We start from the raw sequence: 26,522 nt of genomic DNA, 5'->3' as shown, positions 1-26,522 counted from the left end.
TCGCCTCGGCGCCATCGCTCTGAGCCACCGCACGAATGCCCTCCGTGTTACTCACGGACCCGAAGGTAGTGAGCCGCCCCCGGCCCTTCAAGCACCGCGTTCCGATTCCGGGCAAAGAAAACGCCGGAGCGGGAGGGGCGAGCGGCTCAGCCCCTGGAGTGGGCGTGGCTGCAGCCGCAGGCGGCGGTGGGCCGGTCGGTCACGTACGCGCCCGCGTCGCGGAAGATGCCCGAGGCGGGGGTGTACCCGGACAGCGCGTCGGCGGCGAGCACGACCGCGGCCGCGGTGTAGGCCGAGCGCTCGTGCGGGAAGTACTTCTCGTTCACGAACTGCCAGCCGGTCCAGTACGAGCCGTCCTCGTGCCGCAGGTGCTGCATGTCCGCGAAGAGCTTCGAGGCCCGCTCCCGGTCGCCCAGGGCGTCGAGGGCGAGCACCAGCTCGCACGTCTCGGCACCGGTCACCCACGGCTGGTCGGAGACGCAGCGGATGCCGAGGCCCGGCTCCACGAACGTGTCCCACTCCTCGGCCAGCCGCGCCTCCGCGGCCGGGCCGCGCACCGCGCCGCCCAGGATCGGGTAGTACCAGTCCATCGAGAAGCGGCTCTTGTCGGCGAACGCCTCGGGGTGGGCGGCCAGCACGTGGCCGAGCTGGTCGGCGGCGAGTTCCCAGTCGGGCTGCGGGTCGCCCAGGTGCTCGCCGAGCAGCACGCCGCAGCGCAGCCCCTGGTGGACGGAGGCGCAGCCGGTCAGCAGGGCGTACCCCGCGGGCCTGCCGTCGGCCGCGCGCTCCCAGACGATCTCACCGCGGGTGGTCTGCAGGCCGACCACGAAGTCCAGCGCCGCCCGGACGACCGGCCACATCCGCCGGGCGAAGTCCTCGTCGCCGGTCACCAGCAGCTCGTGCCAGACGCCGACCGCGACGTACGCGGCGTGGTTGGACTCCCCGCCCTGCTCGACGGCCTCGCCGCCGACCAGCTTCATCGGCCAGGAACCGTCGGCCCGCTGCGTGCGGACCAGCCAGTCGTACCCCCGGCGGACCGGGCCGGTCAGCCCGGCCACGCTCATCGCCATCAGGCACTCGATGTGGTTCCAGGCGTCCACGTGCCCCTCGGGCCACGGGACGCCGCCGTCGGGCTCCTGCACCGCCGCGATGCTCCGGGCGGTCCGGACGACCCGCTCCCACTCCGTTCCCCCTCCGGGGGAGCTCACGCGGGCTTCCGGACGTAGAGCACCACGCTCTTGCCGATGAGCGGGTTGAGCACCGCCTCGGCGATCCTGGTGGCGGCGGGACGCTTCATGATGTCCCAGACCAGCAGCTCGTGGTACGCCTTGGCCAGCGGGTGGTCGTCGTTGCCGACGCCGACCGCGCACTTGATCCACCAGTACGGCGCGTGCAGGCCGTGGGCGTGGTGGTGCGGGCCGATGACGAAGCCCGTGGACTTGAGCTTCGCGCTCAGCTCGGCCAGCGTGTAGATGCGGACGTGCCCGCCGGGAGCGGTGTGGTACGCCTCGTCGAGCGCCCAGCAGATCCGTTCGGGCAGGAAGCTCGGCACGGTGATCGCGGCCTGGCCGCCCGGCTTGAGCACCCGGAAGATCTCGCGCATCGCGGCCATGTCGTCGGGGATGTGCTCCAGCACCTCGGCCGCGATCACCCGGTCGAAGCTGCCGTCCTCGAACGGCATGTCGAGCGCGTCGCCCGTCACGGTGTCGCCCGTCGCCTCGGGCGGCACCTCCCCGGCCTTGTCCATCGCGGCGAACATGCTCGCCACGCCCTCCAGCTCCCTGGCGTCCATGTCGAAGGCCACCACGTCGGCGCCGCGCCGCAGCACCTCGAAGGCATGCCGTCCACCGCCACAGCCCAGGTCCAGGACTCGGGTCCCCGGTCCCACGGGCAGCCGGTCGAAGTCGACAGTCAGCACTCGCCGCTCCTTCTCACAAATGGTCGTTCGGGGGGTGGCTCACTTCGCGCGGCGGGCCTGGATGGCCTCGTGGTAGGCCTCCACGGTCCGCTTGGCGACGACGTTCCAGGTGAAGCGCTCCATCACCCGGTCGTAACCCTTCTTGCCCACCGCCGCGCGCTCCTCGGGGGAGTCGTGCAGGCGGCGCAGTACCGCGGCCAGCTCCTCGGGGTCGCCCGGGGCGACCTGCACGGCGGCGTCGCCGACGACCTCGGGCAGCGCGCCGGTGCGGCTGGCGACCAGCGGGGTGCCGCAGGCCATGTGCTCGACGGCCGGGAGTGAGAAGCCCTCGTACAGGGAGGGGACGACCGAGATCTCCGAGGTGGCGATGAGCTCGCCCAGCTCGGTGTCGGAGATGCCGTGGACGAATTTGACCCGGTCCTGCAGCGCCAGCTCGGTGACGAGCTTCTCGGTCGGGCCGCCGGGGGTGGGCTTGCTGACCACGGTGAGGTTCACGTCGCGCTCGGTGGCGAGCTTCGCCACCGCCCGCAGCAGCGTCGCGACGCCCTTCATCGGGGAGTCGGCGCTGGCCACCGCGACGATGGAACCGGGCCGCTTGGGCATCTCCGGGCGCGGGTGGAAGTAGCGGGTGTCGACGCCCAGCGGGATGAGCCGCATGTTCTTCTGCGGCACGTTGAAGTCGCGGTGGATGTCGGCGAGGGACGACTCGCTCACGGTCAGGATCGGGCTGAGCCGGGGCGCGACCTTGGCCTGCATGCGCACGAAGCCGTACCAGCGCCGCATCGGGATCTTCTTGCGCAGCGTCGCGGCCTTCAGCTCGATGCGCCGGTCCACGCTGATCGGGTGGTGGATGGTCCCGACCACCGGGAACAGCTTCTGGATGCCGAGCACGCCGTAGCCGAGGGTCTGGTTGTCCTGCACGACGTCGAAGTCGCCGACGCGCTTCTTCAGCTCGCGGTACGCCCGCAGGCTGAAGGTGAGCGGCTCGGGGAACCCCGCGGTCCACATGGTGCCGACCTCCAGGAGGTCGATCCAGTCGCGGTACTCGCTCAGTTTGGGCGTGCGGAAGGGGTCCTCGTCGCGGTACAGATCCAGGCTGGGGATCTTGGTGAGGACGACGCCCTCGTCGAGCTCCGGGTAGGGCTGGCCGGAGAAGACCTCCACGCTGTGCCCGAGGGCGACCAGCTCGCGACTGAGATGACGCAGGTAGACGCCCTGCCCACCACAGGTCGGCTTGCTGCGGTACGACAGCAGCGCGACGCGCAGTGATTCAGCACCCGGCACGGCAACCCCCTTCTCAACCTGTCCGAAAAGGGGACAGGTACCGTGAAAGATGACCTTAGTCCTCGGACCCTACCATTCGTGAGCTCTGTTGCACCTGATGTGGAATTGTTCCTAGACCGTGCTTCACATGGCGCGAACTGGGAAGTTAGCCTTACCGAGCGTGATTCGGTGTAACGCGTTCTAGGTGGGCCGTGGGGTGATGGTGCCCGCTCGGGGGTGTGAGGGTACATTCGCCATCAAACGGCACAAGACCAGGCATAGGTCGCCACCCCCGCAAGCGAGGAGGACGCGTTGGCCAGGCGCGCGCTGATCACCGGTATCACCGGGCAGGACGGTTCCTATCTGGCCGAGTGCCTGCTCAATCAGGGCTACGAGGTCTCCGGCCTGGCCAGAGGGCAGGCCAACCCCCGTGTATCGCGGCTCCGCAAGCTCCTCCAGGACGTCCAGCTCGTCCGGGGCGACCTGCTCGACCAGGGCTCGCTGATCTCCGCCGTCGAGAAGGTCCAGCCCGACGAGGTCTACAACCTGGGCGCCATCTCGTTCGTCCCCATGTCGTGGGAGCAGGCCGAGCTCACCGCCGAGGTGACCGGCATGGGCGTGCTGCGCATGCTGGAGGCCATCCGGGTCTGCTCCGGCATCTCCTCCTCGCGCACGGCGGCGGGCTCCGGCCAGATCCGGTTCTACCAGGCCTCCTCCTCGGAGATGTTCGGCCAGGTCCGCGAGACCCCGCAGACCGAGATCACCCCCTTCCATCCCCGCTCGCCGTACGGGGTGGCCAAGGCCTACGGGCACTTCCTGACGCAGAACTACCGCGAGTCGTACGGCATGTACGCGGTCTCGGGGATCCTGTTCAACCACGAGTCCCCGCGCCGGGGGGCCGAGTTCGTCACCAGGAAGGTGACGCTCGGGGTGGCCAGGATCAAGCTCGGCCTCGCCTCCGAGCTGCGCCTGGGCAATCTGGAGGCGCGCCGCGACTGGGGGTTCGCCGGGGACTACGTCCGCGCGATGCATCTGATGCTCCAGGCGGAGACGCCGGAGGACTACGTGATCGGCACCGGCCGCACCCACACCGTCCGCGACCTCGTGCGGGCCGCCTTCAGCGCCGCCGGGCTCGACTGGGAGCGGTACGTGGTCATCGACCAGAACCTGCACCGCCCGGCGGAGGTCGACCTGCTCTGCGCCGACCCGAAGAAGGCCCGCGTCCAGCTCGGCTGGGAGCCCACGGTGACCTTCGAGGAGCTGGTGGCGATGATGGTCGAGGCGGACGTGAAGCTGCTCTCCGAGGGCGGCGACCCCGACCAGGACTCCTCCTGGCCCTGAGCCTTCCCGCCCTGAGCCTTACCCCTCGCTAGGCGAGTCGGATCGTCTCGTCTTGAACAGTGCGCGCGAGCGGGGTAAGGTCATGTCTGAACACGAGACGAAACGTCTCGTTCCTCGTGAGGGCTTCGAGAACTCAACGGGCCCGGAGGATTCGACAGAGCTCGACAGAGTTCGACAAAGGAGAAGGCATGTCCCGACGTGCGCACATCGCGATGGTCAGCATCCCCGCACCGGGCCACGTGAACCCGAGCATCGAGGTGATCAGGGAGCTGGTGGCGCGCGGGCACCGGGTGACCTACGCCAACGACCCCTCCTTCGCCGAGGTGGTCACCGGCGCCGGGGCCGAGCTCGTCCCGTACGCCTCGACCCTGCCCATGGGCGACACCGCCGAGTGGCCGGAGGACGTGATCGCCCAGCTCGACGTCTTCCTCGACGACGCGATCTCGATGCTGCCCCAGCTGCGGGCCGCGTACGAGAACGACCGGCCCGACCTGTTCCTCTACGACATCGGCGGCTACACCGCCCGGGTGCTCGCGGAGAACTGGGACATCCCGCTCATGCAGCTCTCGCCGACCTACGTGGCCTGGGAGGGCTACCGGGAGGACATGGCGCCGATGATCGAGGAGCTGAAAAAGGCTCCGGGCGGTGCCGAGCACTACCGGCGGTTCGAGGAGTGGCTGCGCGACAGCGGCATCCACGACACCGACTCCCACGACTTCGGGGGCCGCCCGCCACGGGCGCTGGCGCTCATCCCGAAGGCCATGCAGCCCAACGCCGACCGGGTCGACCCCGCCCGGATCACCTTCGTCGGGCCCTGCTTCGCCGCCCGGCCCCACCAGGAGCCCTGGGTCCGTCCCGAGGGTGCGGAGAAGGTGCTGCTCGTCTCGCTGGGGTCGGCCTTCACCAACCTGCCGGACTTCTACCGCTCCTGCCTGGCCGCCTTCGGCGACCTGCCCGGCTGGCATGTCGTCCTCCAGGTCGGGAAGTTCGTGGACCGGGCGGAACTCGGCGAGATCCCCGCCAACGTCGAGGTGCACCCCTGGGTGTCGCAGCTCTCGATCCTGGGGCAGGCCGACGCGTTCGTCACCCACGCGGGGATGGGCGGCACCCAGGAGGGCCTGTACTGCGGCGTCCCGATGATCGCCGTCCCGCAGGCCGCCGACCAGTTCGGCAACGCCGACCGGCTCGTGGAACTCGGGGTCGGCCGCCGGGTCGACACCGAGGAGGCCACCCCCGAGGCGCTGCGCGCCGCCCTGCTCGACCTCACCTCCGACCCGGAGGTGGCGGCGCGGCTGGCGAAGCTCCGGGAGGAGGTCCGGGGCGAGGGCGGCACCGTACGCGCGGCCGACCTGATCGAGGAACTGCTCGCACCGCGCGCGGTCTCCTGAACCGGTGCTCTCCCGGGCCGAACCCGAGGCCGGCCCGCGAGATCGGGGTCGGCCCGGGGTCAGTGGGCGGCGGTGCGGCCCGCCAGGCGTTCGTGGCGCTGCTTGGCGGCCTGCGGGGTGGCGAGGCCGAGGCCGAACGCGATCTCCTGCCAGGTGAGGCCACGACCTCGCGCCACCAGGAGAAGCGCCGCCTCCAGCTCGTCCATGTCCGCCCTGGCCCTGGGGAGGAGGGTGAGGGCGGCGGTGATGTCGGCGTGGTCCACCTCCGGCTCGTCCTCCTCGCGGTGGGCGCTGCCGCTGAGGAGGAACGTCACGAGCCTGACGGCCTCGTGGGCTCCGAGGACCGTGGGGTGGACCTGCCGGAGGCGCTGGCCCTCGTCGGCCGCGTGCCGCTCGGCGATGCGCGAAAGGGAGGCGTACTCCCGGTGCGCCCGGGTCAGGCCCGGGTCGGGGGGCGTGAAGGGGTCGGATGAGTCGGCTGATCCGTCATGGTTCGCGGGCATGCGGCCAGGATGGGCCATTGAACGGCTCGTTGTCAACACGACGTTTTCAACAAACTGTTCAATCGCCGCGCCGACGACATGAGAAAGGCCACGTGGGGCCGCCCGGCCCCACGTGGCCTTTCTCGGCACCGTCTGGCGCCGGGCCTCAGGCGACCGAGACCGGCAGGTCCTTGATGCCGTTGATGAAGTTGGAGCGCAGGCGGCGGGCCTCGCCGGCCTGCTCCAGGCCGGGCAGGCGCTCGGCCAGCACCTCGAAGAGGACCCGAAGCTCCAGCTTGGCGAGGTGGTTGCCCAGGCAGAAGTGGGCCCCGCCGCCGCCGAAGCCGATGTGCGGGTTGGGGTCGCGGCCGATGTCGAAGACGCCGGGGTCGGCGAAGACCTCCTCGTCGCGGTTGGCGGAGCTGTAGAAGACGACGATCTTGTCGTCCTCCTTGACCTCCTGCCCGCCGATCGTCGTGTCGGTGGTGGCCGTACGGCGGAAGAGGTTCACCGGGGCGACCCAGCGGACGATCTCGTCGGACGCGGTGCGGGCGAGGGTGCGGTCGGCGACCAGCCGCCGCCACTGCTCGGGGTGCTCGAAGAAGGCGAGCATGCCGCCCGAGGCCGCGTTGCGGGTGGTCTCGTTGCCCGCCACCACGAGCAGCAGCACGAACAGGTCGAACTCCTCCTCGGTGAGGGTCTCCCCGGCGGCGTCGGGCATGATCAGCTTGGTGACGATGTCCTCGCGGGGCTGCGCGCGCCGCTCGGCGGCCAGGGTGTTGGCGTAGGCGTAGACCTCCGCGGCCGCGTTCGTGCCCTCCGCGGGGTCGGCGGCGTAGTCGGGGTCCTCGGCGCCGATCATCTGGTTCGACCAGTTGAAGATCTTGTCGCGGTCCTCGACGGGGGCGCCGAGCAGCTCGCAGATCACGTACAGCGGCAGCGGCGCGGCGATGTCCCTGACGAAGTCGACCGAGCCGCGCCCCTTGGCCTCGTCCACCAGCTCGTGGCAGATGTCGCGGATGTGCCCCTCCAGGGCGCCCATCATGCGCGGGGTGAAGCCCCGGTTGACCAGGGAGCGCCGCCGGGTGTGGTCCGGCGGGTCCTGGTTGAGCATCATCATCCGCTGCAGGGCCATCTGGTCCTCGGGCATCTCGTTGAAGAGCGCGAGTTTCCTGCTGGAGGAGAACAGGTCGGAGCGGCGGGAGACCTGCACCACGTCGGCGTGTTTGGTGACCGCCCAGAAGCCCGGCCAGCCCCGCTCGGCGTCGCCGGGGTGTGCGTAGACCGGCGCGTTCGCCCGTAGCCAGGCCAACTGGTCGTGAGGCGCGCCGTTCCGCCAGTAGAAGTCCTGGTCGACCAGATCGATGTCCATCGGTCCTCCTGCGAGCCGGGTCGGCGTTCTCGTGACGCGGCGACGCGGTTCAGTGTCGGTGCGGCCTGGGGGTGCGGTCAGCGGCGTGCCCTACCCGTTCGCCGAGAACCCCGTACGGATGTTCCCGCCTCCCGTCCGGGGCGCGCCGAGTCACCAAGCGCTTGATCAGGCGTTTGGCGATTCTTCTTTCTGAAACGTGTTCTATTACGGCGGGGAAGACCCGTCAAGTTAGGACTCTACGCAGCGGCCCCCGGTGCCGCGCACGGCCGTGAGGCCCGGGACGCGTGGGCGTCCCGGGCCTCATCGGGTGGAACTCGGTGGCGGCTCCGGAGGAGGAGCCGGGCACCTACGGATCAGAACGCGATGTCGCGCCAGGTGCCCACCTCCGCGGCGGTGAGGGCCTTCGGCAGGATGGCCATCCGGTCGACCGCGCCGGTCAGGCGCTGGCCGCCGTCCTGGTCGGCGGCGAAGCGCAGCGGCCGGGAGGTGCAGCCGGTGATGCCGTCGGTGGTGGCGTTGCCGCCGCCGACCCGGGTGCCGTCGACGTAGGCGTTGATCGCGCCGTTGCGGTTCATGGTGACGACGAGGTCGATGTAGCGGCCGGTCGGGATCGTCCCGCTCAGCCCCACGTTCTGCCCGGCGCCGATGAAGCGCAGGGTGTTGGAGGGGGTGAGGTCGATGATGATCCCGTCGGTGCCGGGGTTGCCGCCCGGCTGGGAGTCGAAGAGCCTCCGGTAGCCGGTTCCCCCGATCTTGACCTCGGCCGCGAACGTCGCCTCGGGCATGTAACCCATCAGTGTGTTCGCCGTGTTGAGGTAGGTCGAGCCGTTCAGGACCAGCCCGCTGCCGCTCGGGGCCGTGGCGTCGTAGGTCGCCGTGCCGACGACGGTGGCGTTCCTGCCGCTGCCGGAGCTGTCGGTGACGGTCGTGCCCGAGGTCGGGTCCCAGGCGACGACGGCCCTGTCCGTCGGCGGGGTGACGCACGGGTTGAGGCCGACGGCCGCCGAGCTGCCCGCCTTCCAGCCGTCGCCCGAGAGTTCCGCGGCGATCCGCGCGGACCTGGTCCCGTTCGCGGGACCGACGGCCACCGAGAACGCGAAGGTCTTCGGGCTGCCCGGCGAGACGGCGGGCACCTGGACCGGCGAGGCGGGGGTGGCGGTCCAGCCCTGCGGCAGGGCGAGGGTCAGCGTGCCGGCGGGCACGTCCTTCGTGCCGGGCGCGGTGACGGTGACGGTGACCGGGATCGACTCGCCGGCGCCCGCGATCACGGGTGCGGTGATCTTGACGGTCACCCCGTTGACGATCGTGTAGGACTCCCCGGCCTTGGCGTCGATGGTGATGACGTCACCGTCGCGGGGCGGGGTGATCGTCTTTCCGCTCTCGTCCTCGACGTGGTAGAGGCCGTCGACCATGGCGGTGCGGACCTTGAGGAGGCCGGACCTCCCGGCGTGCACGGTGACCCTGTCGGCGTTGCCGTCCTTCCACGAGGCGTCCACGGTCACGTCGCCCCGGGCGCGCAGGCCGGTGACCGAGCCGTCGGACCAGGCCGACGGCAGCGCGGGCAGCACGTGGACCGTGTCGTGCTGGCTCTGCAGCAGCATCTCCGCGATGCCGGAGGTGGCGCCGAAGTTGCCGTCGATCTGGAACGGCGGGTGGGTGTCCCACAGGTTGTCCAGCGTGGAGCTCTTGAGCTGCTCGCTGAGCATCTTGTGCGAGTGGTCGCCGTCCAGCAGGCGGGCCCAGAAGTTGATCTTCCACGCCTTGCTCCAGCCGGTGCCGCCGTCGCCTCGCGCGGTGAGCGAGATCCTGGCCGCCTCGGCCTCCGGGGTGCCGGCCACGATCTGCCGTCCGGGGTGCAGGCCGAACAGGTGGGAGACGTGCCGGTGGTCGTTGCGCGGGTCGTCCAGGTCCGCCTTCCACTCCTGGAGCTGTCCCCAGGAACCGATCCGGATGCCCGGGTCGAGCTTGTCCAGCGCGGCCCGCAGCTCGGCCTGGAAGGGCTTGTCGTTCTTCAGCTCCTTCGCCGCCTCCAGGGTGTTGGTCAGCAGGTCGTAGACGATCTGCTGGGACATCGAGGCGCCCGCGGTGAAGTCGCCCTGCTCGGGGGAGTAGCTGGGGGAGACCACGAGCTTGCCGTCACGCGGGTCGGTGTAGAGGGTGTCCAGCCAGAACTCGGCCGCGCCCTTCATCACCGGGTACGCGGTCGTGCGCAGGTACTTGTTGCTGCGGCTGAAGCGGTAGTGGTCGTACATCTGCTGGGTGAGCCACGCCGCCGCGTCGGGGAACCAGAACGAGGTGGCCCAGTTGTGCACGCCGGTGAAGCCGAACGGGTTGGTCTCGTTGTGCACCACCCAGCCGCGCGACCCGAACATCTCCTGCGCGGTCTTCTGCCCGGGGGCGACCATCGACCGGACGTACCTGTCGTACGGCTCGGTCGTCTCGGCGAGGTTGGTCTGCTCGGCGAGCCAGTAGTTCATCTGCAGGTTGATGTTGACGTGGTAGTCGGCCGACCAGGGTGGGTTGGTGGAGTTGTTCCACACGCCCTGCAGGTTGGCCGGGAGCGAGCCCTCCCTGGAGGAGGCGATCAGCAGGTAGCGGCCGTAGGCGAAGAACAATGCCTCCAGCGCCCGGTCGTCGGTCGAGGCCCCGCCGGTGTACGCCGCGCGCAACCTGTCCGTCGGGATGGCCGGAGCCTTCTGCCCGAGGTCCAGCTTCACCCGGTCGAACAGGTTCCGGTAGTCGGTCAGGTGCTTGGCCTTGAGCCCCTCGTACGACCTTCCGGCGGCCGCGTCGACCGCCGCGGTCACCTTGGCGTGCGGGTCCTCGGCCCGGTAAGTGGGGTAGACGTCGGAGTAGTCGGTGCCCGCCGACAGCACGAACATCGCGCTGTCGGCTCCGGTGACGGTGATCCTGTCGGTGCCGTCGGTCCGGGTGCCGCCCTGGGTGACCACGTGGACCTGCGCCTCGAACTTCATGCCGTTGTCGGCGAGCACGCCCTTGACGGTGAGGCGGCCCTTGGAGACCGAGACCTGCTTGTCGTTGCGGGGCGAGGAGGTGCGCAGCGTGAAGGAGACCTTGCCGCGCTCGCTGGCGGAGACCTTGCCGACGACGACGTTGCTGGGGTGGCTCGCGAAGTACTCGCGGGAGTAGGTGACCCCGTCCGCGCTGTAGCCGACCTTGGCGACCGCGTCGCGCAGGTTCAGCTCCCGGCGGTAGCCGCTGGCGGCGCCCGCCGGGATCTCGGGCATGTCCAGCCAGAGGTCACCGAAGGTCTGGTAGGCGCCGAAGCCGCTCTTGGGCTGTCCGAGCTTGGCCGCCACCGCCTCGGGGGAGATCTTGCCGTCGCGGTCGATCTGCGTCCTGACCTCGGCGATCGCGTTCGGCCTGGGGGAGGTCCAGTTGCCGAAGTCGTAGTTGTGCGCGCCGGGGCCGCCGGTCCACAGGGACTTCTCGTTGAACTGGATCTGCTCGCTGTTGACACCGCCGAACACCATGGCGCCCAGCGCGCCGTTGCCGATGGGCAGCGCCTGGGTCTCCCAGTCTGTGGCCGGTTTGTCGTACCAGAGCGTCAAGTCATCGGGTGTATCTGCGCTTGTCAGGTTTGTTGACAGCTCCGCGTTGGCCGAGCTCTGGCCGTACAACCCGGTAGCGAGGGTGAGTGCGGCGAGGAGTGCGACGCCGAGACGGCGTCGTGGGGGGCGGTGCAACGGATTCCTCCGATCACAGGGCGGGACTGTTTCAAGGAGATAGCACCGAAATTCCGCCGTAACAAGCCTCATCCTCCGATGTTTATCGACAGTTGATCGCTTTTGTGCCGCTCACCACCACGAACGTCCTAGATGATCTCTGTTTCCGTCCGCGCGGGGAAATCCGATGACTGGAGGTCAAAGTTAGGGCACGATCCGGTATTACCCCTGCCAGCTGCGGTTTCTCCTCGATAACGGATCGGACGTATCGAGCCGGGAGGGGTTGACACCGAGGTTCGGCGTCGTTCAGCATCACGAGACAAGACATCCGATGTATCAACGAAGGGTGCGGTGTGAAGCTGCTGCGAGTGGGACCCGTCGGCCAGGAGCGACCGGCCGTCCTGGACGGGGCCGGTAACCTCCGCGAAATCTCGGAAGCCGAGATCGACGGGGCTTTCTTCGCTTCCGGGGGAGTGGCTCGTGTCCGAGAGGCCCTGGAGCGGGACGAACTTCCCGTGCTGGACGCCGAGGGGCTGCGGATCGGCGCCCCGATCGCGAGGCCGGGGAAGATCGTGTGCATCGGGCTCAACTACCGCGACCACGCGGAGGAGACGAACGCCGCGATCCCGGCCGAGCCGATCGTCTTCATGAAGGCCCCCAACACGGTCGTCGGTCCCGACGACGAGGTGCTCATCCCCAGGGAGAGCGTGAAGACCGACTGGGAGGTCGAGCTCGCCGTCGTCATCGGCGAGACGGCCCGCTACGTCGAGACGCACGAGGAGGCGCTGTCCAAGATCGCGGGCTACGCCATCTCCAACGACGTCTCCGAGCGCGAGTTCCAGCTGGAGCGCGGCGGCCAGTGGGACAAGGGCAAGTCCTGCGAGACCTTCAACCCGCTCGGCCCCTGGCTGGTCACCCCCGACGAGATCGCCGACCCCCAGTCCCTGGGCCTGCGCCTGTGGGTGGACGGCACGCCGTTCCAGAACGGCGACACCAAGAACATGATCTTCACGGTGGCGGAGATCGTCCGCTACCTGAGCCGGTTCATGGTCCTCGAACCCGGTGACCTCATCAACACCGGCACCCCCGCGGGCGTCGCGCTCGGCCTGCCCGGCACGCCGTACCTGCGGGCCGGTCAGGTCGTGGAGCTGGAGATCGACGGCCTCGGGCGCCAGCGACAGGTCATGGGGCAGGCATGAGCGACAGGACCGGTACTCGCGAGGGGACGGCCGTGGAGACGGCCGAGGGAGTCCTGACGGGGGTCGGCTCGTACCGCATCACCTCGATGGAGACCCACGACATCCGCTTCCCCACCTCGCTGGAGCTCGACGGCTCCGACGCGATGAACCCCGACCCCGACTACTCGGCCGCCTACCTGATCCTGCGGACCGACGACGGCTTCGAGGGCCACGGGTTCGCCTTCACCATCGGGCGCGGCAACGAGGTGCAGACCGCCGCGATCAGGGCGCTGGAGCCGTACGTGCTCGGCAGGGACGTCGAGGACATGGGCGCGCTCTGGAAGGACATGGTCCACGACTCCCAGCTGCGCTGGCTCGGCCCGGAGAAGGGTGTGATGCACATGGCGATCTCCGCCGTGGTCAACGCGCTCTGGGACCTCAAGGCCAAGCGGGCGGGCAGGCCGCTCTGGCTGCTGCTCGCCGAGATGTCCCCCGAGGAGCTCGTCGAGCTGGTCGACTTCCGCTACCTCACCGACGCGCTCACCCCGCAGGAGGCGCTGGACATCCTGCGCGCCGCCGAGCCCGGCAGGCGCGAGCGCGTGGCCCACCTGCGCGAGCACGGCTACCCGGCCTACACGACCTCCCCGGGGTGGCTCGGCTACGGCGACGACAAGCTGCGCCGCCTGTGCAAGGAGGCGATGGACGAGGGCTTCACCCAGATCAAGCTGAAGGTCGGCGCCGATCTGGAGGACGACAGGCGGCGGATGCGCATCGCCCGCGAGACCTGCGGCGAGGACTTCCCCATCGCGATCGACGCCAACCAGCGCTGGGACGTCGACTCCGCCATCGCCTGGGTGAACGCCCTCGCCGAGTTCCGCCCGCACTGGGTGGAGGAGCCGACCAGCCCCGACGACGTGCTCGGCCACGCCGCCATCGCCCGGGGCATCGCGCCCATCCCGGTGGCCACCGGCGAGCACGTGCAGAACCGCATGGTCTTCAAGCAGCTGCTGCAGGCCGGCGCGATCTCCTACCTGCAGATCGACGCGGCCCGCGTCGCGGGCGTGAACGAGAACGTCGCGATCCTGCTGCTCGCCGCCAAGTTCGGCGTCCCGGTCTGCCCGCACGCGGGCGGGGTCGGCCTGTGCGAGCTGGTCCAGCACCTGTCGATGTTCGACTACGTCGCGGTGAGCGGCTCGATGGAGGGCAAGGTGATCGAGTACGTCGACCACCTCCACGAGCACTTCGTCGATCCCGTGGTGATCGAGAACGGCGCCTACGCCGCGCCGAGCCGGCCCGGCTTCGGGGCGGCCATGCACGCGGCCTCGATCATCGACTACACGTACCCCGACGGCCCGGTATGGAGGTCCCTCAATGGGTGAGTTCGACGGCCTGCGCGCCCTGGTCACCGGTGGCGGCTCAGGCATCGGCCTGGCCACCGCCACCCTGCTGGCCGAGCGGGGCGCGAGGGTGGCCTCCCTCGACGTCAACTCCTCCGAGGGGCCGTTCGTCGAGGTCAAGGCGGACGTCACCGACGAGGAGGCGGTCAACGCGGCCGTCAACCTGGCCGTCGAGCGGCTCGGCGGCCTGGACATCCTGATCAACAACGCCGGGATCGGCGCCGCCGGGACGATCGAGGACAACCCGTACGAGGAGTGGTCCAGGGTCCTGGACGTCAACGTGCTGGGCATCGTCCGGGTCACCCGGGCGAGCCTGCCGCACCTGCGCCGCTCGGCGCACGCCGCGATCGTCAACACCTGCTCGATCGCGGCGACGGCCGGACTGCCCCAGCGGGCGCTCTACAGCGCGTCCAAGGGGGCCATCCTGTCCCTGACCCTGGCGATGGCGGCCGACCACGTCCGCGAGGGCATCCGGGTCAACTGCGTCAACCCCGGCACCGCCGACACCCCCTGGGTGCAGCGCCTGCTCGACGCGGCCGAGGACCCGGCGGCCGAGCGGGCGGCCCTGGAGGGGCGCCAGCCGACGGGCCGCCTGGTGAGCGCCCCGGAGGTCGCCGCGGCCATCGCCTACCTCGCGAGCCCCCTCGCGGGTGCCACCACGGGCACGGCCCTGGCTGTGGACGGCGGGATGCAGGGGCTCAGGCTCCGGCCGAAGTCATGACCGAGCTTCCCGTGTTGATCGAGAAGCCGGTCGAGAAGCCGGTCGAGAAGCCGGACGAGAAGTCGATCAAGCAATCGGCCGAGAAGCCGGTCGAAAAATAATTCACCCCCCATATAGCTTTGAATCGAGGCAACGGTATGAAAATCGGACCCGCGGCGACAGGTGCGGCACTGCTCGCGATCTCCTTCACCCTCTCGGCCTGCGGATCGTCGGAGCCCGCCACCACCGGCGCCCAGCCCACCGGTGACGCGGCCGCCGCCCCCGCGGGCGCCAAGGTCGGCATCGACTTCCCCCGCACCGACTCCGACTTCTGGAACTCGTACAACAAGTACGTCCCCCAGATGGCGACCGAGCTGGGTGTCGACCTGATGCCGCCGACCAACTCGCAGAACGACGTGGCCAAGCTGGTCGCCAACACCCAGGCCCTCACCGGCCAGGGCGCCAAGGTGATCGTGATGGCCCCGCAGGACACCGGCGCCATCGCCTCCACGCTGCAGACGCTGGAGGGCAAGAACATCCCGGTCGTCACCGTGGACACCCGCCCCGACAAGGGCAAGGTCTACATGGTCGTGCGGGCCGACAACAAGGCGTACGGCACGAAGGCGTGCGAGTTCCTCGGCGAGAAGCTCGGCGGCAAGGGCAAGGTCGTCCAGCTCATGGGCGCGCTGTCGTCGATCAACGGCCGTGACCGGGCCGAGGCGTTCCGCGGCTGCATGAAGGACAAGTTCCCCGGCATCACGGTCTTCGAGGAGCCGACCGAGTGGGAGGGCACCAAGGCCGCCTCCATGCTCCAGACCCGTCTTGAGCAGCACCCGGACATCAAGGGCGTCTACATGCACGCCGGAGGCGTCCACCTCGCCCCCACCCTCCAGGTGCTCAAGGCCAAGGGCCTGATCTCGCCGCCGGAGGACCCCAAGCACGTCTTCGTGGTCTCCAACGACGGCATCCCGCAGGAGTTCGAGGCGATCCGCAAGGGCGAGATCGACGCCACGGTCTCCCAGCCGGCCGACCTCTACGCCAAGTACGCGCTCTTCTACGCCAAGGCCGCCGCCGAGGGCAAGACCTTCCAGCCCGGCCCGACCGACCACGACAGCACGATCATCCAGCTGCCGAACGGCCTTGAGGACCAGCTCCCCGCCCCGCTGGTCACCAAGGAGAACGTGGACGACCAGGCTCTCTGGGGCAACCAGGTCAAGTGATGACATCTTCCGTCAAGGCAGTCGAGGCGCTTGGGATCACCAAGCGCTTCGGCCCGACCACCGCGCTCAACGGTGCCGGGATCGCCATCACCGAGGGGGAGACGCACGCGCTCGTCGGCAGGAACGGCGCGGGCAAGTCCACGCTGGTGTCGATCCTGACCGGGCTCCAGCGTCCCGACGAGGGCGAGGTCCGCTTCGCCGGGCAGCCCGCGCCGTCGCCGGCCGACCGGGACGCCTGGCGGCAGAGGGTCGCGTGCGTCTACCAGAAGTCGACGATCATCCCCAGCCTGTCCGTCGCGGAGAACCTCTTCCTGAACCGCCAGACAGAGCGGGGCAGGATCAGCTGGCGGAGCCTTCGCACGCGGGCCCGCCAGCTCCTTGAGCAGTACGGCGTGGACGTCGACGCGGAGACCATGGCAGGGGACCTGGGGGTCGAGCAGCGCCAGCTGCTGGAGATCGCCAGGGCGCTGTCGTTCGGCGCCCGGTTCATCATCCTGGACGAGCCCACCGCGCAGCTCGACGGCCCGGCCATCCAGCGGCTCTTCGACCGGATGCGCTCCCTGCGCGAGCAGGGCGTCACGATGATGTTCATCTCCCACCACCTGGAGGAGGTGTACGAGATCTGCCAGAGCGTCTCGGTCTTCCGCGACGCCCGGCACATCGTCACCGCCCCGGTGGGCGACCTGCCCCACGACCAGCTCGTGGACGCGATGACCGGCGAGGCCACCGCCGCCTACGAGTACCGCACCCGGACGGTCGCCCCCGCGGCCCCCGTGGTGCTGGCCGCGAAGGCGCTCAGCCTCGCCGGGCGCTACGAGGACGTGGACCTGGCCGTACGGGCGGGGGAGATCGTCGGTCTCGCCGGTTCGGGCAGCAGCGGCAAGGTCGGCCTCGCCGAGACCCTGGTCGGCCTGCACCGGGCCGACAGCGGGACGGTGACCGTGAACGGCACCGACGTCAAGCAGGGCGACGTGCCCTCCGCGCTCCGCGCCGGGCTCGGGTTCGTCCCCCAGGACAGGCACCACCAGGGCTTCGTCCCGCTGCTGTCGATCGCCGAGAACGCGACCATCCCGATCGCGCACAAGCTCGGCCGCTACGGCGCGGTCTCCCCGGCCCGCCGCCGCGAGCGCGGTGCCGCGATGATCGACCTGCTGGACATCAAGACGACGGGCCCCGACCAGCCGGTGGCCGACCTGTCCGGCGGCAACGCCCAGAAGGTGGTGCTGGCCAGGGCGCTCGCCGACGACCCGAACGCGCTCGTGGTCATCAACCCGACCGCCGGGGTGGACGTCAAGGCCAAGCACTCCCTGCTCGGCGCCGTGGAGGACGCGGCCGAGCGAGGGGCGGGGGCCGTACTGGTCTCCGACGAACTCGACGACCTGCGCATCTGCGATCGCGTACTCGTCATGTTCCACGGCAGGATCGTCAAGGACGTGCCGCGCGGCTGGACCGACAACGAGCTGGTGGCGGCGATGGAAGGTATCGACCACTCATGACCACGACAAAGACCCCCCCGCCCGTGCTGGCGGCCCCGACCGGCCGCCGTATCCAGCTCGGGCGATTCCGCGACCTCACCCTGGTCCCGGTGATCGTCGTTCTGCTGATCGCCGGTTCCTTCGTGGACCCGGTCTTCCTCACCACGGGCAACCTGACCAACGTGCTGCAGCAGCAGTCGGCGCTGGCACTGGTGGTCCTCGCCGAGGCGCTGATCCTGATCGCGGGCAAGTTCGACCTGTCGCTGGAGTCCACGGTCGGCATGGCGCCCGCCGTCGGCGTGATGCTGGTCATCCCGGTGGCGGCCGGCGGGTTCGGCCTGGAGCTGCCCGGCATCCTGGCCATCCCGCTGTGCCTGCTGGTCGGCGGCCTGGTCGGCGCCTTCAACGGCTTCCTGATCCTGCGCTTCCAGCTGTCGGCCTTCATCGTCACGCTGGCCATGATGATCGTCGTGCACGGCCTGCAGCTGGGCCTCACCCAGGGCAAGAGCCTGTTCGAGCTGCCCGAGTCGTTCCTCTATCTCGGCAGCGCCAACTGGCTGGGCCTGCCGGCGGCCATCTGGATCACCGGCGTCCTCTTCGCGGTGGCCATCGTCGCCCTCGGCTACTTCCGGGGCGGCCGCGCGCTCTACGCCATCGGCGGCAACGCCGACGCCGCCCGCGCGGCCGGCATCAGGGTCGAGCGGGTCGTCTGGGTCGTCTTCGTCATCGGCGGGATCGTCGCCGCGCTCGCCGGGGTGCTGGAGACCGGCCGCCTGGGCGGCATCAGCGCCAACCAAGGCGTCGGCTGGATCTTCATGGCCTTCGCCGCGGCCGTCATCGGCGGTGTCAGCATGGACGGCGGCAAGGGCACGATCCTCGGCGCGCTCACCGGCGTCCTGGTGATCGGCCTCGTCGAGAACATCCTCACCCTCAAGGGCGTCCCCGGCGAGTGGAAGCAGCTCGTCTACGGCTCGATCATCCTGGTCGCCCTGATGATCAGCCGCCTGGCGGGCGGCAAGGCCCAAGATTGACGCTCTGACGGTGGCGTGAGCCATCAGGCCGCGCGGCCCGTACGGGGGAGGAGGCCGTACGGGCCCGAGCCGTGGAGCCGCGGGAAGCCATGAGCGGTGAGGAAATGTGAAGCCACCCGCGAGGCTGAAGCGATACAAAGGGCATTGATCGATCAAGCGGTACGAGCAACATGAAGCTGTACGGAACGGACGGAGCGAGCGGTGCAGGTCAGCAGGTACGGCTTCGGTACGGCCCCGATCGGGAACCTGTTCTCGGAGGTCGGCGAGGACGTCGCGCGCGCGGCGGTGGACGCGGCCTACGAGGCGGGGGTCCGGGTGTTCGACACCGCGCCCCACTACGGGCTCGGCCTGTCGGAACGGCGGCTCGGCGCCGCCCTCGCGGAGCGGCCCCGCGACTCCTACACCCTGTCCACCAAGGTCGGCCGCCTGCTCGTGCCCGCCACCGGCGAGGGCCCTTTCGGCCGGGACGACCAGGGCTTCGACGTCCCCGCCGACCTGCGCCGGGTGTGGGACTTCTCGCGCGACGGGGTGCTGCGGTCGCTGGAGGAGAGCTTGGAGCGGCTCGGCCTCGACGCGGTCGACATCGTCCTCATCCACGACCCGGACGACCACTGGGAGCAGGCCGTCTCCGAGGCGTACCCGGCCCTCGCCGAACTGCGCGACCAGGGCGTCGTCAAGGCCGTCGGGGCCGGCATGAACCAGGCGGCGATGCTCACCCGGTTCGTCCGCGAGACCGGCGTCGACATGGTCATGCTCGCCGGGCGCTACACCCTCCTCGACCAGTCGGGCGAGGACGAGCTGCTGCCGCTGTGCGCCGAGCGCGGCGTCTCGGTGTTCGCCGCCGGGGTGTTCAACAGCGGCCTGCTCGCCACCCACGACCCGTCGGGCACCTACGACTACGTCCCCGCCCCCGGCCCGCTCCTGGAGCGCGCCCGCCGCATCGCCGCCGTCTGCGAACGCCACGACGTCACCCTCCCCCAGGCGGCCCTCGCCTTCCCCCTGCGCCACCCGGCCGTCACCACCGTCGTCATCGGCGCCCGCTCCGCGGCCGAGGTCACCCGCAACGCGGACCTGACCGCCAGGCCCGTCCCCGAGGCTTTGTGGACCGACCTCGCGGACGAGGGTCTGATTCCCTGAGTCCCCTTCACAGGCCCCGGAGGGGCCGGTGGTCGCCTTCACGGGACCCGGGGGACCGGTGGTGAGAAGCGGGGGCGAGTCCGTGAGGCCGGTCGTCGGTGGAGACGGCCGGTGGGTCCTGCCGCGACTCCAGGGCTCGCCCGCGGGGCGGATCGACAAGGGCCCGGGGCTCGTCCCCGTCTCTCAGCCCCTCTCGTACAGTTCCTTGGCGCGGGCCGCGAGTTCCAGCGCGTGGTCGGTGCCCGTGGCGATGTAGTGGAGATCGATGAACGCGCCCTCGTAACCGGCGTCCCGCGCGGTGAGCGCCACTCGTACGGCGTCGTCGACCGGCCTGCCGGGCGAGGTGTTGACACGGAGTTCACGCCGCAGGGTGTCCGGGTCGCGGCCCGCCGACGCGGCGGTGTGCCTGACCAGTTCCCATATCTGGGCGAGCGCCTCGACCTGCAGCCCGTCGGCGGCCGTGGCGGCGGGCAGCCAGCCGTCCGCGAGGCGGCCGACGCGCTTCAGCGCCTCCGCTCCGTAGCCGCCCAGCAGGAGCGGGGGGCCGCCCGGCCGGAAGGGACGCAGCTCAAGGCGAGAGGGCGGGATCTGCCAGAGTTCCCCGTCGTGCTCGAACGGGTCGTCGGCCCAGATCGTCCGCATCGCGACGATGATCTCCTCCAGCCGCGCCCCACGCCCGGCGAAGGGGATGCCGAGGGCCTCGTACTCGGTACGCATCCAGCCGATGCCGAACCCCAGGTCGAGCCGTCCCTGACTGAGCAGGTCCAGTGAGGTGAACGTACGCGCGAGAAACAGCGGGTGGTGCCACGTGGCGTTGAACGTGCTGGTGGACAACCGGACGCGGCTGGTGACGGACGCGGCGAGGGTCAGAGCGACGATCGGGTCCGCGACGCGGGCCTGCTCGGGCGGCCATGGCTGCTCCGGGGTGAAACCCGGATAGACGGGAGAGGGCCGCAGGGGCGTCAGAATCCGGTCCTGCGCCCACAGACTGTCGTACCCGAGCTCCTCCGCCCTGGCCGCGAACTCCCCCACGCGATCGGGTTCGGCGATCGCCCCCATCTGTGGCAGGGACAGACCGATTCGCATTGCCATCACCTTCTTCTGTGTCGTGATTCTGTTGAACAGCTCGAAGACCGTTTTGTAAAGAAATCCGTGATCGGCGTCGACCGGGGGCCCGGGTGGTCGCGGACGACCGCCCTGGATCGTGTCGCCGACCCCCTCGGCGAGGAACGGCCGAAGGCCGGGCGGCCACGCGAACGGAGCGACGGCCGCCTCGCCGGAACGGGCACCGGCGGCCGGACACGCTTCCTCACGCTCCCTCGGTCTCCTCTCGGTTCTTCATTGGAGACGAGGCAAGGTGGTCTTCTGTGATGACGTTCGCGATCGTATGAGAAAGGTCACGTACGGGCCGGAGCGAGAGCACGTGGCTCGGAGCGTCCGCCCGGCGGTTCCGGCGGGACGCGCGTGCGACCGGGCGGCGCGGACGGTGGCGACCACGCCACGACGATCCGCCACGCGGCGTACGCGAGGGACGCCGGGTCCCGGACCCGGTCCGTCATGCCGGAAGCAGGCGGTCGCGGGACCGCCCCCGAGGAGGTCGGCTCGTGTCCCGCCGGCGCGCGGCGGAGCGTATAGAGCGTGTGGAGCGCCTCCTCCGTGACGGTCTCCGCGAACTCGCCGTGGACGTGGGTGAGGAAGCCGAACTCGAATCAGATCGGTAGCCGGGGGACGGCGTCGAGCAGTGTCCGGGTGTACGCGTGACCAGGCCGCTCGAAGACGCGCGCGGTCGGGCCCTGCTCGACGACCGCCCCGTCGTGCAGGATCAGGACCTGGTCGCACAGCTGCCGTACGACGCCCAGGTCATGGGAGACGACGATCACGCTGAGCCGTTCGGCGGCGGCGAGCCCGGCGAGGAGGTCGAGCACCTGGGCGCGGGTCGACACGTCGAGCGCGCTGACCGGCTCGTCCCCGACGAGGACCCGCGGTCGCGGGGCGAGGGCGCGGGCGATCGCGGCGCGCTGCCGCTGCCCCCCGGAGAACTGGTGGGGATAGCGCGCGCCGGCCTCGGGGTCGAGCCCGACGGCGGTGAGCACCTCCGCCACCCGCGCGGCGTGGTCTCCCGGCACGGCCAGGGCCCGGAGCGGCTGCGCGACGGTCCGGCCGATCGTCATGCGGGGATCGAGCGAGCTCATCGGGTCCTGCAGGACGACCGCCACCTCGCGCCTGAACCATCGCAGGGCGCCCGGCCGGCCGGGGCGGACGTCGCGGCCGCGGTAGCGGACCGTGCCCGCGTCCGCCCTGTCCAGCGCCAGCAGGAGGCGGATCAGGGTGGACTTGCCCGCGCCCGACTCGCCGACGATCCCGAGCGAGGACCCCTCGGCGAGCTCGAACGTGACCTCCCGCACGGCGTGGCGGACCGCCCGGGAGCCGAGGAGGGAGGTGCGGGGCAACCGGTAGGAGCGGCTCAGTCCGTCGGCGCGCAGCAGCGGCTCGCTCATGACCCGCCGCCCGTCTCCGCAGTCGTCCCCGGCAGCCGGTCGGCGTTCGGCAGCGGCCCGCTCATGACTCTCCGCCCGTCTCCGGTGCCGTTCCCGGCGGCCGCCCGGTCCAGGTGAGGGCGCGGGCGGCGGTGACGAGTTCCTTGGTGTACGGCTCCCCCGGGGAGCGCAGGACGTCCAGGGTGGGTCCCTCCTCGATGATCCGTCCGTCGCGCATGACCGCGACCCGCTCCGCCACCTGGGCGACGACGGCCAGGTCGTGGCTGATGAACAGCAGCGCGCTGCCGTCCTCCCGTACGAGGCCGGTGAGCAGGCGCAGGATCTCGGCCTGCACGGTGACGTCGAGCGCGGTGGTGGGCTCGTCGGCGACGATCAGGGCCGGACGGCAGGCCAGGGCGATCGCGATGCCGGCCCGCTGCCGCTGCCCGCCGGACAGCTGGTGCGGGTACGACCGGACGATCCTGTCCGGGTCGGGCAGGCCCACCCTGGCCGCGAGCTCGACGGCGGCCGCTCGCGCCGGGCGCCGGGCGAGGCCCCGGTGGATCCGGAGCGGCTCGACGATCTGGGCGCCGACGCGCATCGACGGGTTGAGCGCGGTGAGCGGCTCCTGGAAGACGAAGCCGATGCGGTCGCCGCGCAGGCGCGCGAGGCTCCGCTCCCGCAGCCCCAGCAGCTCCCGGCTGTCGAGGCGGACGCTGCCCCGCGCCCGCGCCTCCGGCGGCAGCAGCCCGGCCAGGGCGAGCGCGGTCAGCGTCTTCCCCGAGCCCGACTCCCCGATCAGGCCGAGCCGTTCCCCCGCTCCGAGGGAGAACGCGACGCCGTCGACGACCCGCTCCGCCCCGAAGCCCACGGTCAGGTTTTCGACGGACAGCAGCGTCATCTCGTCCTCATCCGGGGATCGCCCGCCTCGCGCAGCCCGTCCCCGAGCAGGTTGAGCCCGAGAACCGTGACCACGATGGCCAGCCCCGGCCACACCAGCACCAGCGGCCGGATGGTGATCTGCGCCTGCAGTTCCTCGAGGAGCCTCCCCCAGGTGGGAGTGTCGGAGGGCACGCCGTACCCGAGGTAGGACAGTGCCGCCTCGGCCAGTACGGCGATCGCCATGACCAGCGAGACCAGCACCGTGAGCGTGGGCAGGACGTTGGGCAGCACGTGCTCGCGCATGACGCGCCACCGGCCCGCCCCGCCGGCCCGCGCGGCCACCACGTAGTCGGAGCCCAGCACGCGCGCCATCTCGGCGCGCAGCACGCGGGCCACGAAGAACCCCTCGCCGAGGCCGATCGCGACGACGGCCACGACCGTGCCCGCGCCGTACACCGCGACCAGGACCATGGCGAGCAGAAGCGTGGGGAGGGCGATCAGGGCGTCGATCGCGCGGGCGACGAGCGCGCCGAGCCACCGTGACGTCGCCGCCGCGGCGAGGGCCGTACCCACCAGCGTGGCGACGAGGGCGGCGGCCACGCCGACGCGGAGCGTGGTGCCCGCGCCGGCCAGGATCAGGCTGAGCAGGTCGCGTCCGAGCCGGTCGGCTCCGAACGGGTGCTCCCAGGACGGCGGCGCCCAGCTCGCGCCCGGGTCGATCCGGCCCGGGTCGTACGGGGTCCAGACGAGTGAGACCAGCGCCGCCGCGACGACGACACCGGACAGCAGCAGGCCGGCCCGCCCGCTGCCGCCGCGCCACAGGCGCGCGGGCAGGCTCCGCGAGGAGGCCTCCGGCCGGGGGCTCACCTGGCACCTCCCAACCGGGGCCTCACGCGGCACCTCTCGACCAGGACCTCACGCGGCACCGCTCGACGGGAGCCCCGCGCGGCCCCCTCGGCCGGGGCCTCACGTGGCACCTCTCAACCGGGGGTCGAGCAGCCGGTGGACCACGTCGATCACCGTCCCGATCACCAGGACGAGCGCCGACAGCAGCAGCACCGTGCCCTGGACCTTCACCAGGTCCCGGTTGCCGACGTCGGCGAGGAGCATGCGGCCGACGCCCGGCAGGTTGAACGCGTTCTCGACCACGACGGCGCCCACGACGAGCGAGGCGAACTGGATGCCGAGCACGGACACCACCGGCATCGCGGCGTTGCGCAGGCCGTGCCTGATCACGGCCCCCGGCGTGGTGAGCCCCTTCGCCCGCGCCGTGCGCACGTAGTCGGCGTGGAGCACGTCCAGCGTCGCCGACCTGACGAAACGCAGCAGCACCGCGCCCTGGGCCAGGGCGAGGGTCACGACGGGAAGGACGAGGCCGCGCGCGGCGGCGACCGGCTCCGCCCAGCCCGCGACGGGGAACCCCTGCGCGGGCAGCAGGCGCAGATGTACGGCGAAGACGACCGCGAGCATGATGCCCATCCAGAAGGTGGGCACCGCGATGCCGAGCTGGCCGACCGCCGACACGACGGCGCCGTCCCGGGAACGGTGGCGCAGCGCGGCGTACGTCCCGAGGGGGACGGCGACGGCGACGGCGAGCACGCTGCCGGCCAGCGTGAGCGGCAGCGTGACGACCAGCTTGCGGCGCAGTTCGTCGGTGACCGACACCCCGTTCAGCATCGAGGTGCCGAAATCGCCCGTGACCACGCCGCCCACCCAGTCCACGTACTGCGCGACCAGCGGGCGGTCGGTGCCCAGCTGGACGCGCAGCCGCGCGAGTTGCCCCGGCGTCGCCTGCACCCCGCCGATGATCGAGGCGAGGTCGCCGGGGAGCAGGCGGAGCAGCACGAAGACGAGGACGCTCACCCCGAGGAGCGAGGCCCCCAGCGACGCGAGACGCCGGAGCACGAACAGGGCCGCCACTAGATCCGCGCCACCTGGAGCCCGGACAGGTCGAACCGGGAGGCGGTGTCGTTGTCCGGGAAGCCCGTGACGCCCGGCTTGGCGATCGTCGTGCTCCTGCCCAGCAGGAGCCAGTCGGCCGGGGCGTCCTCGGCGACCTTCCTGGCCACCTTCCTGAGCAGGCCGTCGCGTTCGGCGTCGTCCTTGGCGGCGACCGCCTCCCCGGTCCAGGTCTGGACGTCCTCGCTGTCGTAGCGCCAGTAGTAGCCGGGGTCGGCGTACTTGAGCAGGGTGAGCGGTTCGACGTGGGCCACGAGCGACAGGTCGTAGTCGGCCTTGGAGTACACCTTGTCGAGCCAGACGGCGAACTCGACGGTGTTGACCTTGAGGGTGACCCCGACGTCCCTGTACTGGGCGGTCAGATAGTCGGCGATGGTGGGCGGGTAGATGTTCGGCACCGTCAGCTCCAGGTTCAGGCCCGAGCCGTGCCCCGCGTCGGCGAGAAGCTTCCTGGCACTCTCCTTGTCGTGGGCGTCGATGGAGGTGAGGTCCTCGTACCACGGGTCGGTGGGTGAGACGTGGCTGCCGACCTTGGCGTACAGCTGGTCCCCGCCGAGGATGGTGATCAGCCCGTCCTTGTCGACGGCCGCGCGCAGCGCGTGCCGCACCCGCGGGTCCCTGAGCGGCCCCCTGGAGTTGTTGAAGCCGAGCACGAAGATCGTGTTGCTGGGCCCGCTGGTGACCGTGAAGGAGGGGTCGTCCTTGACGGCGGTCAGCTGGTCGGCGCCGTTGACGGTGAAGACGTCGATCTCTCCGGTACGCAGGGCGTTGAGCGCGGCGTTCTCGTCGGGGATGTAGCGGAAGACGATCTGCGCGACCCTGCTCCTGGTTCCCCAGTAGGAGTCATCGCGGACGAAGGTGATCGACGAGCCGCGTTGCCAGTCCTTGAGCCTGTACGGCCCCGACCCGTTCTCGGACGAGGCGAGGTCGTTGGAGGCGCCCTTCTTCAGCACGGCTCCGGCCCGGCCGGTCAGGGCGTACAGGAAGGTGGTGTCCCGCCGCGAGAGCTTCACCACGACGGTGCCGTCGTCGGGCGCGGTCACCTTCTCGACGGAGGCGAAGGACGCCTTCGCGGGGTTGACGGAGTCCTTCGCGACGACGTTGTCGAAGGAGTGCTTGACGTCGGCGGCCGTGACGGGCGAGCCGTCGTGGAAGGTCGCCCCGTTCAGCGTGAAGGTGTAGGTCAGGCCGTCGCCGGAGACCTCGGGCAGCCGGGCGAGCGAGGGCCCGATCGTGCCGTCGGCCCCCGTCTTGACCAGGCCCTCGTAGATGTTGCCGAGCAGGATCTGCTCCAGCGCGGCACCGGCCACCTTGGTGATGTCCAGGCTGGTCGGTTCGAGGACCAGGCGGACGGTGACGCTCGCGTCCAGGTTCGGCCCCCGTGCGACCGCCTGGTCGGCCGCGTTCGTCGGGTTCGCGGGGGCGCCGGACCCGGACGGGCCCGCCGAGCAGCCGGCCGCGAGCAGGGCCGCGGCGAGCGCGAGGGCGAGGGTGGCGCGGAGGCTCATGCCATGGATTGTGAGGCAACCGCCGGAAAAAATCAATGTAATCCCTACCAATTTTATAGGTAATAATGGGATGTGTGCCAAGATGAGGTCGTGACGGGACCCTCGGGA

General features: G+C 70.7%; 21 protein-coding genes. 9 read left to right on the top strand and 12 right to left on the bottom strand.

From position 1 onward, the window contains the following. Positions 1 to 146 precede the first annotated feature (146 nt). From ACFYWM_RS16780 to ACFYWM_RS16770, 3 genes are read right to left on the bottom strand one after another with little or no spacing between them, the layout of a single operon-like run. Positions 147 to 1,208: a prenyltransferase gene (locus ACFYWM_RS16780; RefSeq protein WP_389915180.1), complete on the bottom strand. Its 1,062-nt coding sequence runs from the start codon at positions 1,206 to 1,208 to the stop codon at positions 147 to 149. After that, positions 1,205 to 1,918: a class I SAM-dependent methyltransferase gene (locus ACFYWM_RS16775; protein ID WP_389915178.1), complete on the bottom strand. Its 714-nt coding sequence runs from the start codon at positions 1,916 to 1,918 to the stop codon at positions 1,205 to 1,207. Before ACFYWM_RS16775 ends, ACFYWM_RS16780 begins: the two co-directional genes overlap by 4 nt. 39 nt (positions 1,919 to 1,957) lie before the next feature. After that, entirely contained in the window at positions 1,958 to 3,202 is a 1,245-nt protein-coding gene (locus ACFYWM_RS16770; protein WP_389915175.1) for a glycosyltransferase family 4 protein, read from the bottom strand. A gap of 291 nt (positions 3,203 to 3,493) precedes the next feature. Between ACFYWM_RS16770 and ACFYWM_RS16765 the strand changes: the two genes are divergently transcribed. Further along, positions 3,494 to 4,522, top strand: coding sequence for a GDP-mannose 4,6-dehydratase (locus ACFYWM_RS16765; RefSeq protein ID WP_389915173.1), 1,029 nt, complete (start codon positions 3,494 to 3,496; stop codon positions 4,520 to 4,522). A gap of 188 nt (positions 4,523 to 4,710) precedes the next feature. Then, positions 4,711 to 5,910, top strand: a complete 1,200-nt coding sequence (locus ACFYWM_RS16760) for a macrolide family glycosyltransferase (RefSeq protein ID WP_389915170.1) — start codon at positions 4,711 to 4,713, stop codon at positions 5,908 to 5,910. A gap of 59 nt (positions 5,911 to 5,969) precedes the next feature. Here ACFYWM_RS16760 and ACFYWM_RS16755 read toward each other — a convergent pair whose 3' ends face one another. The 3 genes from ACFYWM_RS16755 to ACFYWM_RS16745 form a co-directional block, all read right to left on the bottom strand. Further along, on the bottom strand, positions 5,970 to 6,413 hold the full coding sequence (locus tag ACFYWM_RS16755) for a DNA-binding protein (RefSeq protein ID WP_389915167.1): 444 nt from the start codon (positions 6,411 to 6,413) through the stop codon (positions 5,970 to 5,972). A 145-nt stretch (positions 6,414 to 6,558) separates the two neighbouring features. Continuing rightward, entirely contained in the window at positions 6,559 to 7,764 is a 1,206-nt protein-coding gene (locus ACFYWM_RS16750; RefSeq protein ID WP_389915164.1) for a cytochrome P450, read from the bottom strand. A 353-nt stretch (positions 7,765 to 8,117) separates the two neighbouring features. After that, the gene (locus ACFYWM_RS16745; protein ID WP_389915161.1) at positions 8,118 to 11,336 is read right to left on the bottom strand and encodes a glycoside hydrolase N-terminal domain-containing protein; all 3,219 of its coding nucleotides are present in this window, start codon (positions 11,334 to 11,336) and stop codon (positions 8,118 to 8,120) included. 467 nt (positions 11,337 to 11,803) lie between these two features. On the opposite strand from ACFYWM_RS16745, the gene ACFYWM_RS16740 reads away from it, so the two are divergent. The 7 genes from ACFYWM_RS16740 (at position 11,804) to ACFYWM_RS16710 (ending at position 19,588) form a co-directional block, all read left to right on the top strand. After that, positions 11,804 to 12,649, top strand: a complete 846-nt coding sequence (locus tag ACFYWM_RS16740) for a fumarylacetoacetate hydrolase family protein (protein ID WP_389915159.1) — start codon at positions 11,804 to 11,806, stop codon at positions 12,647 to 12,649. After that, the gene (locus ACFYWM_RS16735; protein ID WP_389915156.1) at positions 12,646 to 14,007 is read left to right on the top strand and encodes an L-fuconate dehydratase; all 1,362 of its coding nucleotides are present in this window, start codon (positions 12,646 to 12,648) and stop codon (positions 14,005 to 14,007) included. The genes ACFYWM_RS16740 and ACFYWM_RS16735 overlap by 4 nt, the downstream gene beginning before the upstream one ends. Further along, positions 14,000 to 14,746, top strand: coding sequence for an SDR family NAD(P)-dependent oxidoreductase (locus tag ACFYWM_RS16730; protein ID WP_389915153.1), 747 nt, complete (start codon positions 14,000 to 14,002; stop codon positions 14,744 to 14,746). The genes ACFYWM_RS16735 and ACFYWM_RS16730 overlap by 8 nt, the downstream gene beginning before the upstream one ends. A 137-nt stretch (positions 14,747 to 14,883) precedes the next feature. Next, entirely contained in the window at positions 14,884 to 15,945 is a 1,062-nt protein-coding gene (locus tag ACFYWM_RS16725; protein ID WP_389915150.1) for a sugar ABC transporter substrate-binding protein, read from the top strand. Further along, positions 15,945 to 17,441 carry a sugar ABC transporter ATP-binding protein gene (locus tag ACFYWM_RS16720; protein WP_389915147.1) on the top strand — a complete coding sequence of 499 codons (1,497 nt, stop codon included), beginning with the start codon at positions 15,945 to 15,947 and terminating at the stop codon, positions 17,439 to 17,441. The genes ACFYWM_RS16725 and ACFYWM_RS16720 overlap by 1 nt, the downstream gene beginning before the upstream one ends. Next, positions 17,438 to 18,451, top strand: coding sequence for an ABC transporter permease (locus ACFYWM_RS16715; RefSeq protein WP_389915144.1), 1,014 nt, complete (start codon positions 17,438 to 17,440; stop codon positions 18,449 to 18,451). The genes ACFYWM_RS16720 and ACFYWM_RS16715 overlap by 4 nt, the downstream gene beginning before the upstream one ends. Positions 18,452 to 18,652: 201 nt before the next feature. Beyond that, a complete protein-coding gene (locus ACFYWM_RS16710) occupies positions 18,653 to 19,588 on the top strand; it encodes an aldo/keto reductase (protein ID WP_389915141.1) in 936 nt (311 codons plus the stop codon). Between the two features lie 183 nt (positions 19,589 to 19,771). Here ACFYWM_RS16710 and ACFYWM_RS16705 read toward each other — a convergent pair whose 3' ends face one another. The 6 genes from ACFYWM_RS16705 to ACFYWM_RS16680 all read right to left on the bottom strand — a co-directional run bounded on the left by ACFYWM_RS16705 (position 19,772) and on the right by ACFYWM_RS16680 (position 26,414). Next, positions 19,772 to 20,674 (bottom strand): TIGR03619 family F420-dependent LLM class oxidoreductase, encoded by a 903-nt coding sequence (locus ACFYWM_RS16705; protein ID WP_389915138.1) that lies wholly within the window; start codon positions 20,672 to 20,674, stop codon positions 19,772 to 19,774. A gap of 623 nt (positions 20,675 to 21,297) precedes the next feature. Beyond that, a complete protein-coding gene (locus ACFYWM_RS16700; RefSeq protein ID WP_389915135.1) occupies positions 21,298 to 22,086 on the bottom strand; it encodes an ABC transporter ATP-binding protein in 789 nt (262 codons plus the stop codon). A 61-nt stretch (positions 22,087 to 22,147) separates the two neighbouring features. Next, on the bottom strand, positions 22,148 to 22,966 hold the full coding sequence (locus tag ACFYWM_RS16695) for an ATP-binding cassette domain-containing protein (RefSeq protein ID WP_389915132.1): 819 nt from the start codon (positions 22,964 to 22,966) through the stop codon (positions 22,148 to 22,150). Beyond that, the gene (locus ACFYWM_RS16690) at positions 22,963 to 23,814 is read right to left on the bottom strand and encodes an ABC transporter permease (RefSeq protein ID WP_389915129.1); all 852 of its coding nucleotides are present in this window, start codon (positions 23,812 to 23,814) and stop codon (positions 22,963 to 22,965) included. The genes ACFYWM_RS16695 and ACFYWM_RS16690 overlap by 4 nt, the downstream gene beginning before the upstream one ends. Before the next feature lie 99 nt (positions 23,815 to 23,913). Beyond that, positions 23,914 to 24,867, bottom strand: coding sequence for an ABC transporter permease (locus ACFYWM_RS16685; protein ID WP_389915126.1), 954 nt, complete (start codon positions 24,865 to 24,867; stop codon positions 23,914 to 23,916). Further along, positions 24,867 to 26,414, bottom strand: a complete 1,548-nt coding sequence (locus tag ACFYWM_RS16680) for an ABC transporter substrate-binding protein (RefSeq protein WP_389915123.1) — start codon at positions 26,412 to 26,414, stop codon at positions 24,867 to 24,869. Before ACFYWM_RS16680 ends, ACFYWM_RS16685 begins: the two co-directional genes overlap by 1 nt. Between the last annotated feature and the right edge of the window lie 108 nt (positions 26,415 to 26,522).

The organism is Streptosporangium sp. NPDC002721 (assembly GCF_042888905.1).
Taxonomy (GTDB): Bacteria; Actinomycetota; Actinomycetes; order Streptosporangiales; family Streptosporangiaceae; genus Streptosporangium.
This window is presented reverse-complemented; position numbering and strand designations above follow the sequence as displayed.

Excerpts from the sequence above, each read along its gene's own strand:
- ACFYWM_RS16760 (WP_389915170.1), top strand. The coding sequence starts at position 4,711 with ATGTCCCGACGTGCGCACATCGCGATGGTCAGCATCCCCGCACCGGGC.
- ACFYWM_RS16755 (WP_389915167.1), bottom strand. The coding sequence starts at position 6,413 with ATGCCCGCGAACCATGACGGATCAGCCGACTCATCCGACCCCTTCACG.
- ACFYWM_RS16750 (WP_389915164.1), bottom strand. The coding sequence starts at position 7,764 with ATGGACATCGATCTGGTCGACCAGGACTTCTACTGGCGGAACGGCGCG.
- ACFYWM_RS16735 (WP_389915156.1), top strand. The coding sequence starts at position 12,646 with ATGAGCGACAGGACCGGTACTCGCGAGGGGACGGCCGTGGAGACGGCC.
- ACFYWM_RS16730 (WP_389915153.1), top strand. The coding sequence starts at position 14,000 with ATGGGTGAGTTCGACGGCCTGCGCGCCCTGGTCACCGGTGGCGGCTCA.
- ACFYWM_RS16725 (WP_389915150.1), top strand. The coding sequence starts at position 14,884 with ATGAAAATCGGACCCGCGGCGACAGGTGCGGCACTGCTCGCGATCTCC.
- ACFYWM_RS16720 (WP_389915147.1), top strand. The coding sequence starts at position 15,945 with ATGACATCTTCCGTCAAGGCAGTCGAGGCGCTTGGGATCACCAAGCGC.
- ACFYWM_RS16715 (WP_389915144.1), top strand. The coding sequence starts at position 17,438 with ATGACCACGACAAAGACCCCCCCGCCCGTGCTGGCGGCCCCGACCGGC.
- ACFYWM_RS16705 (WP_389915138.1), bottom strand. The coding sequence starts at position 20,674 with ATGCGAATCGGTCTGTCCCTGCCACAGATGGGGGCGATCGCCGAACCC.
- ACFYWM_RS16700 (WP_389915135.1), bottom strand. The coding sequence starts at position 22,086 with ATGAGCGAGCCGCTGCTGCGCGCCGACGGACTGAGCCGCTCCTACCGG.
- ACFYWM_RS16695 (WP_389915132.1), bottom strand. The coding sequence starts at position 22,966 with ATGACGCTGCTGTCCGTCGAAAACCTGACCGTGGGCTTCGGGGCGGAG.
- ACFYWM_RS16680 (WP_389915123.1), bottom strand. The coding sequence starts at position 26,414 with ATGAGCCTCCGCGCCACCCTCGCCCTCGCGCTCGCCGCGGCCCTGCTC.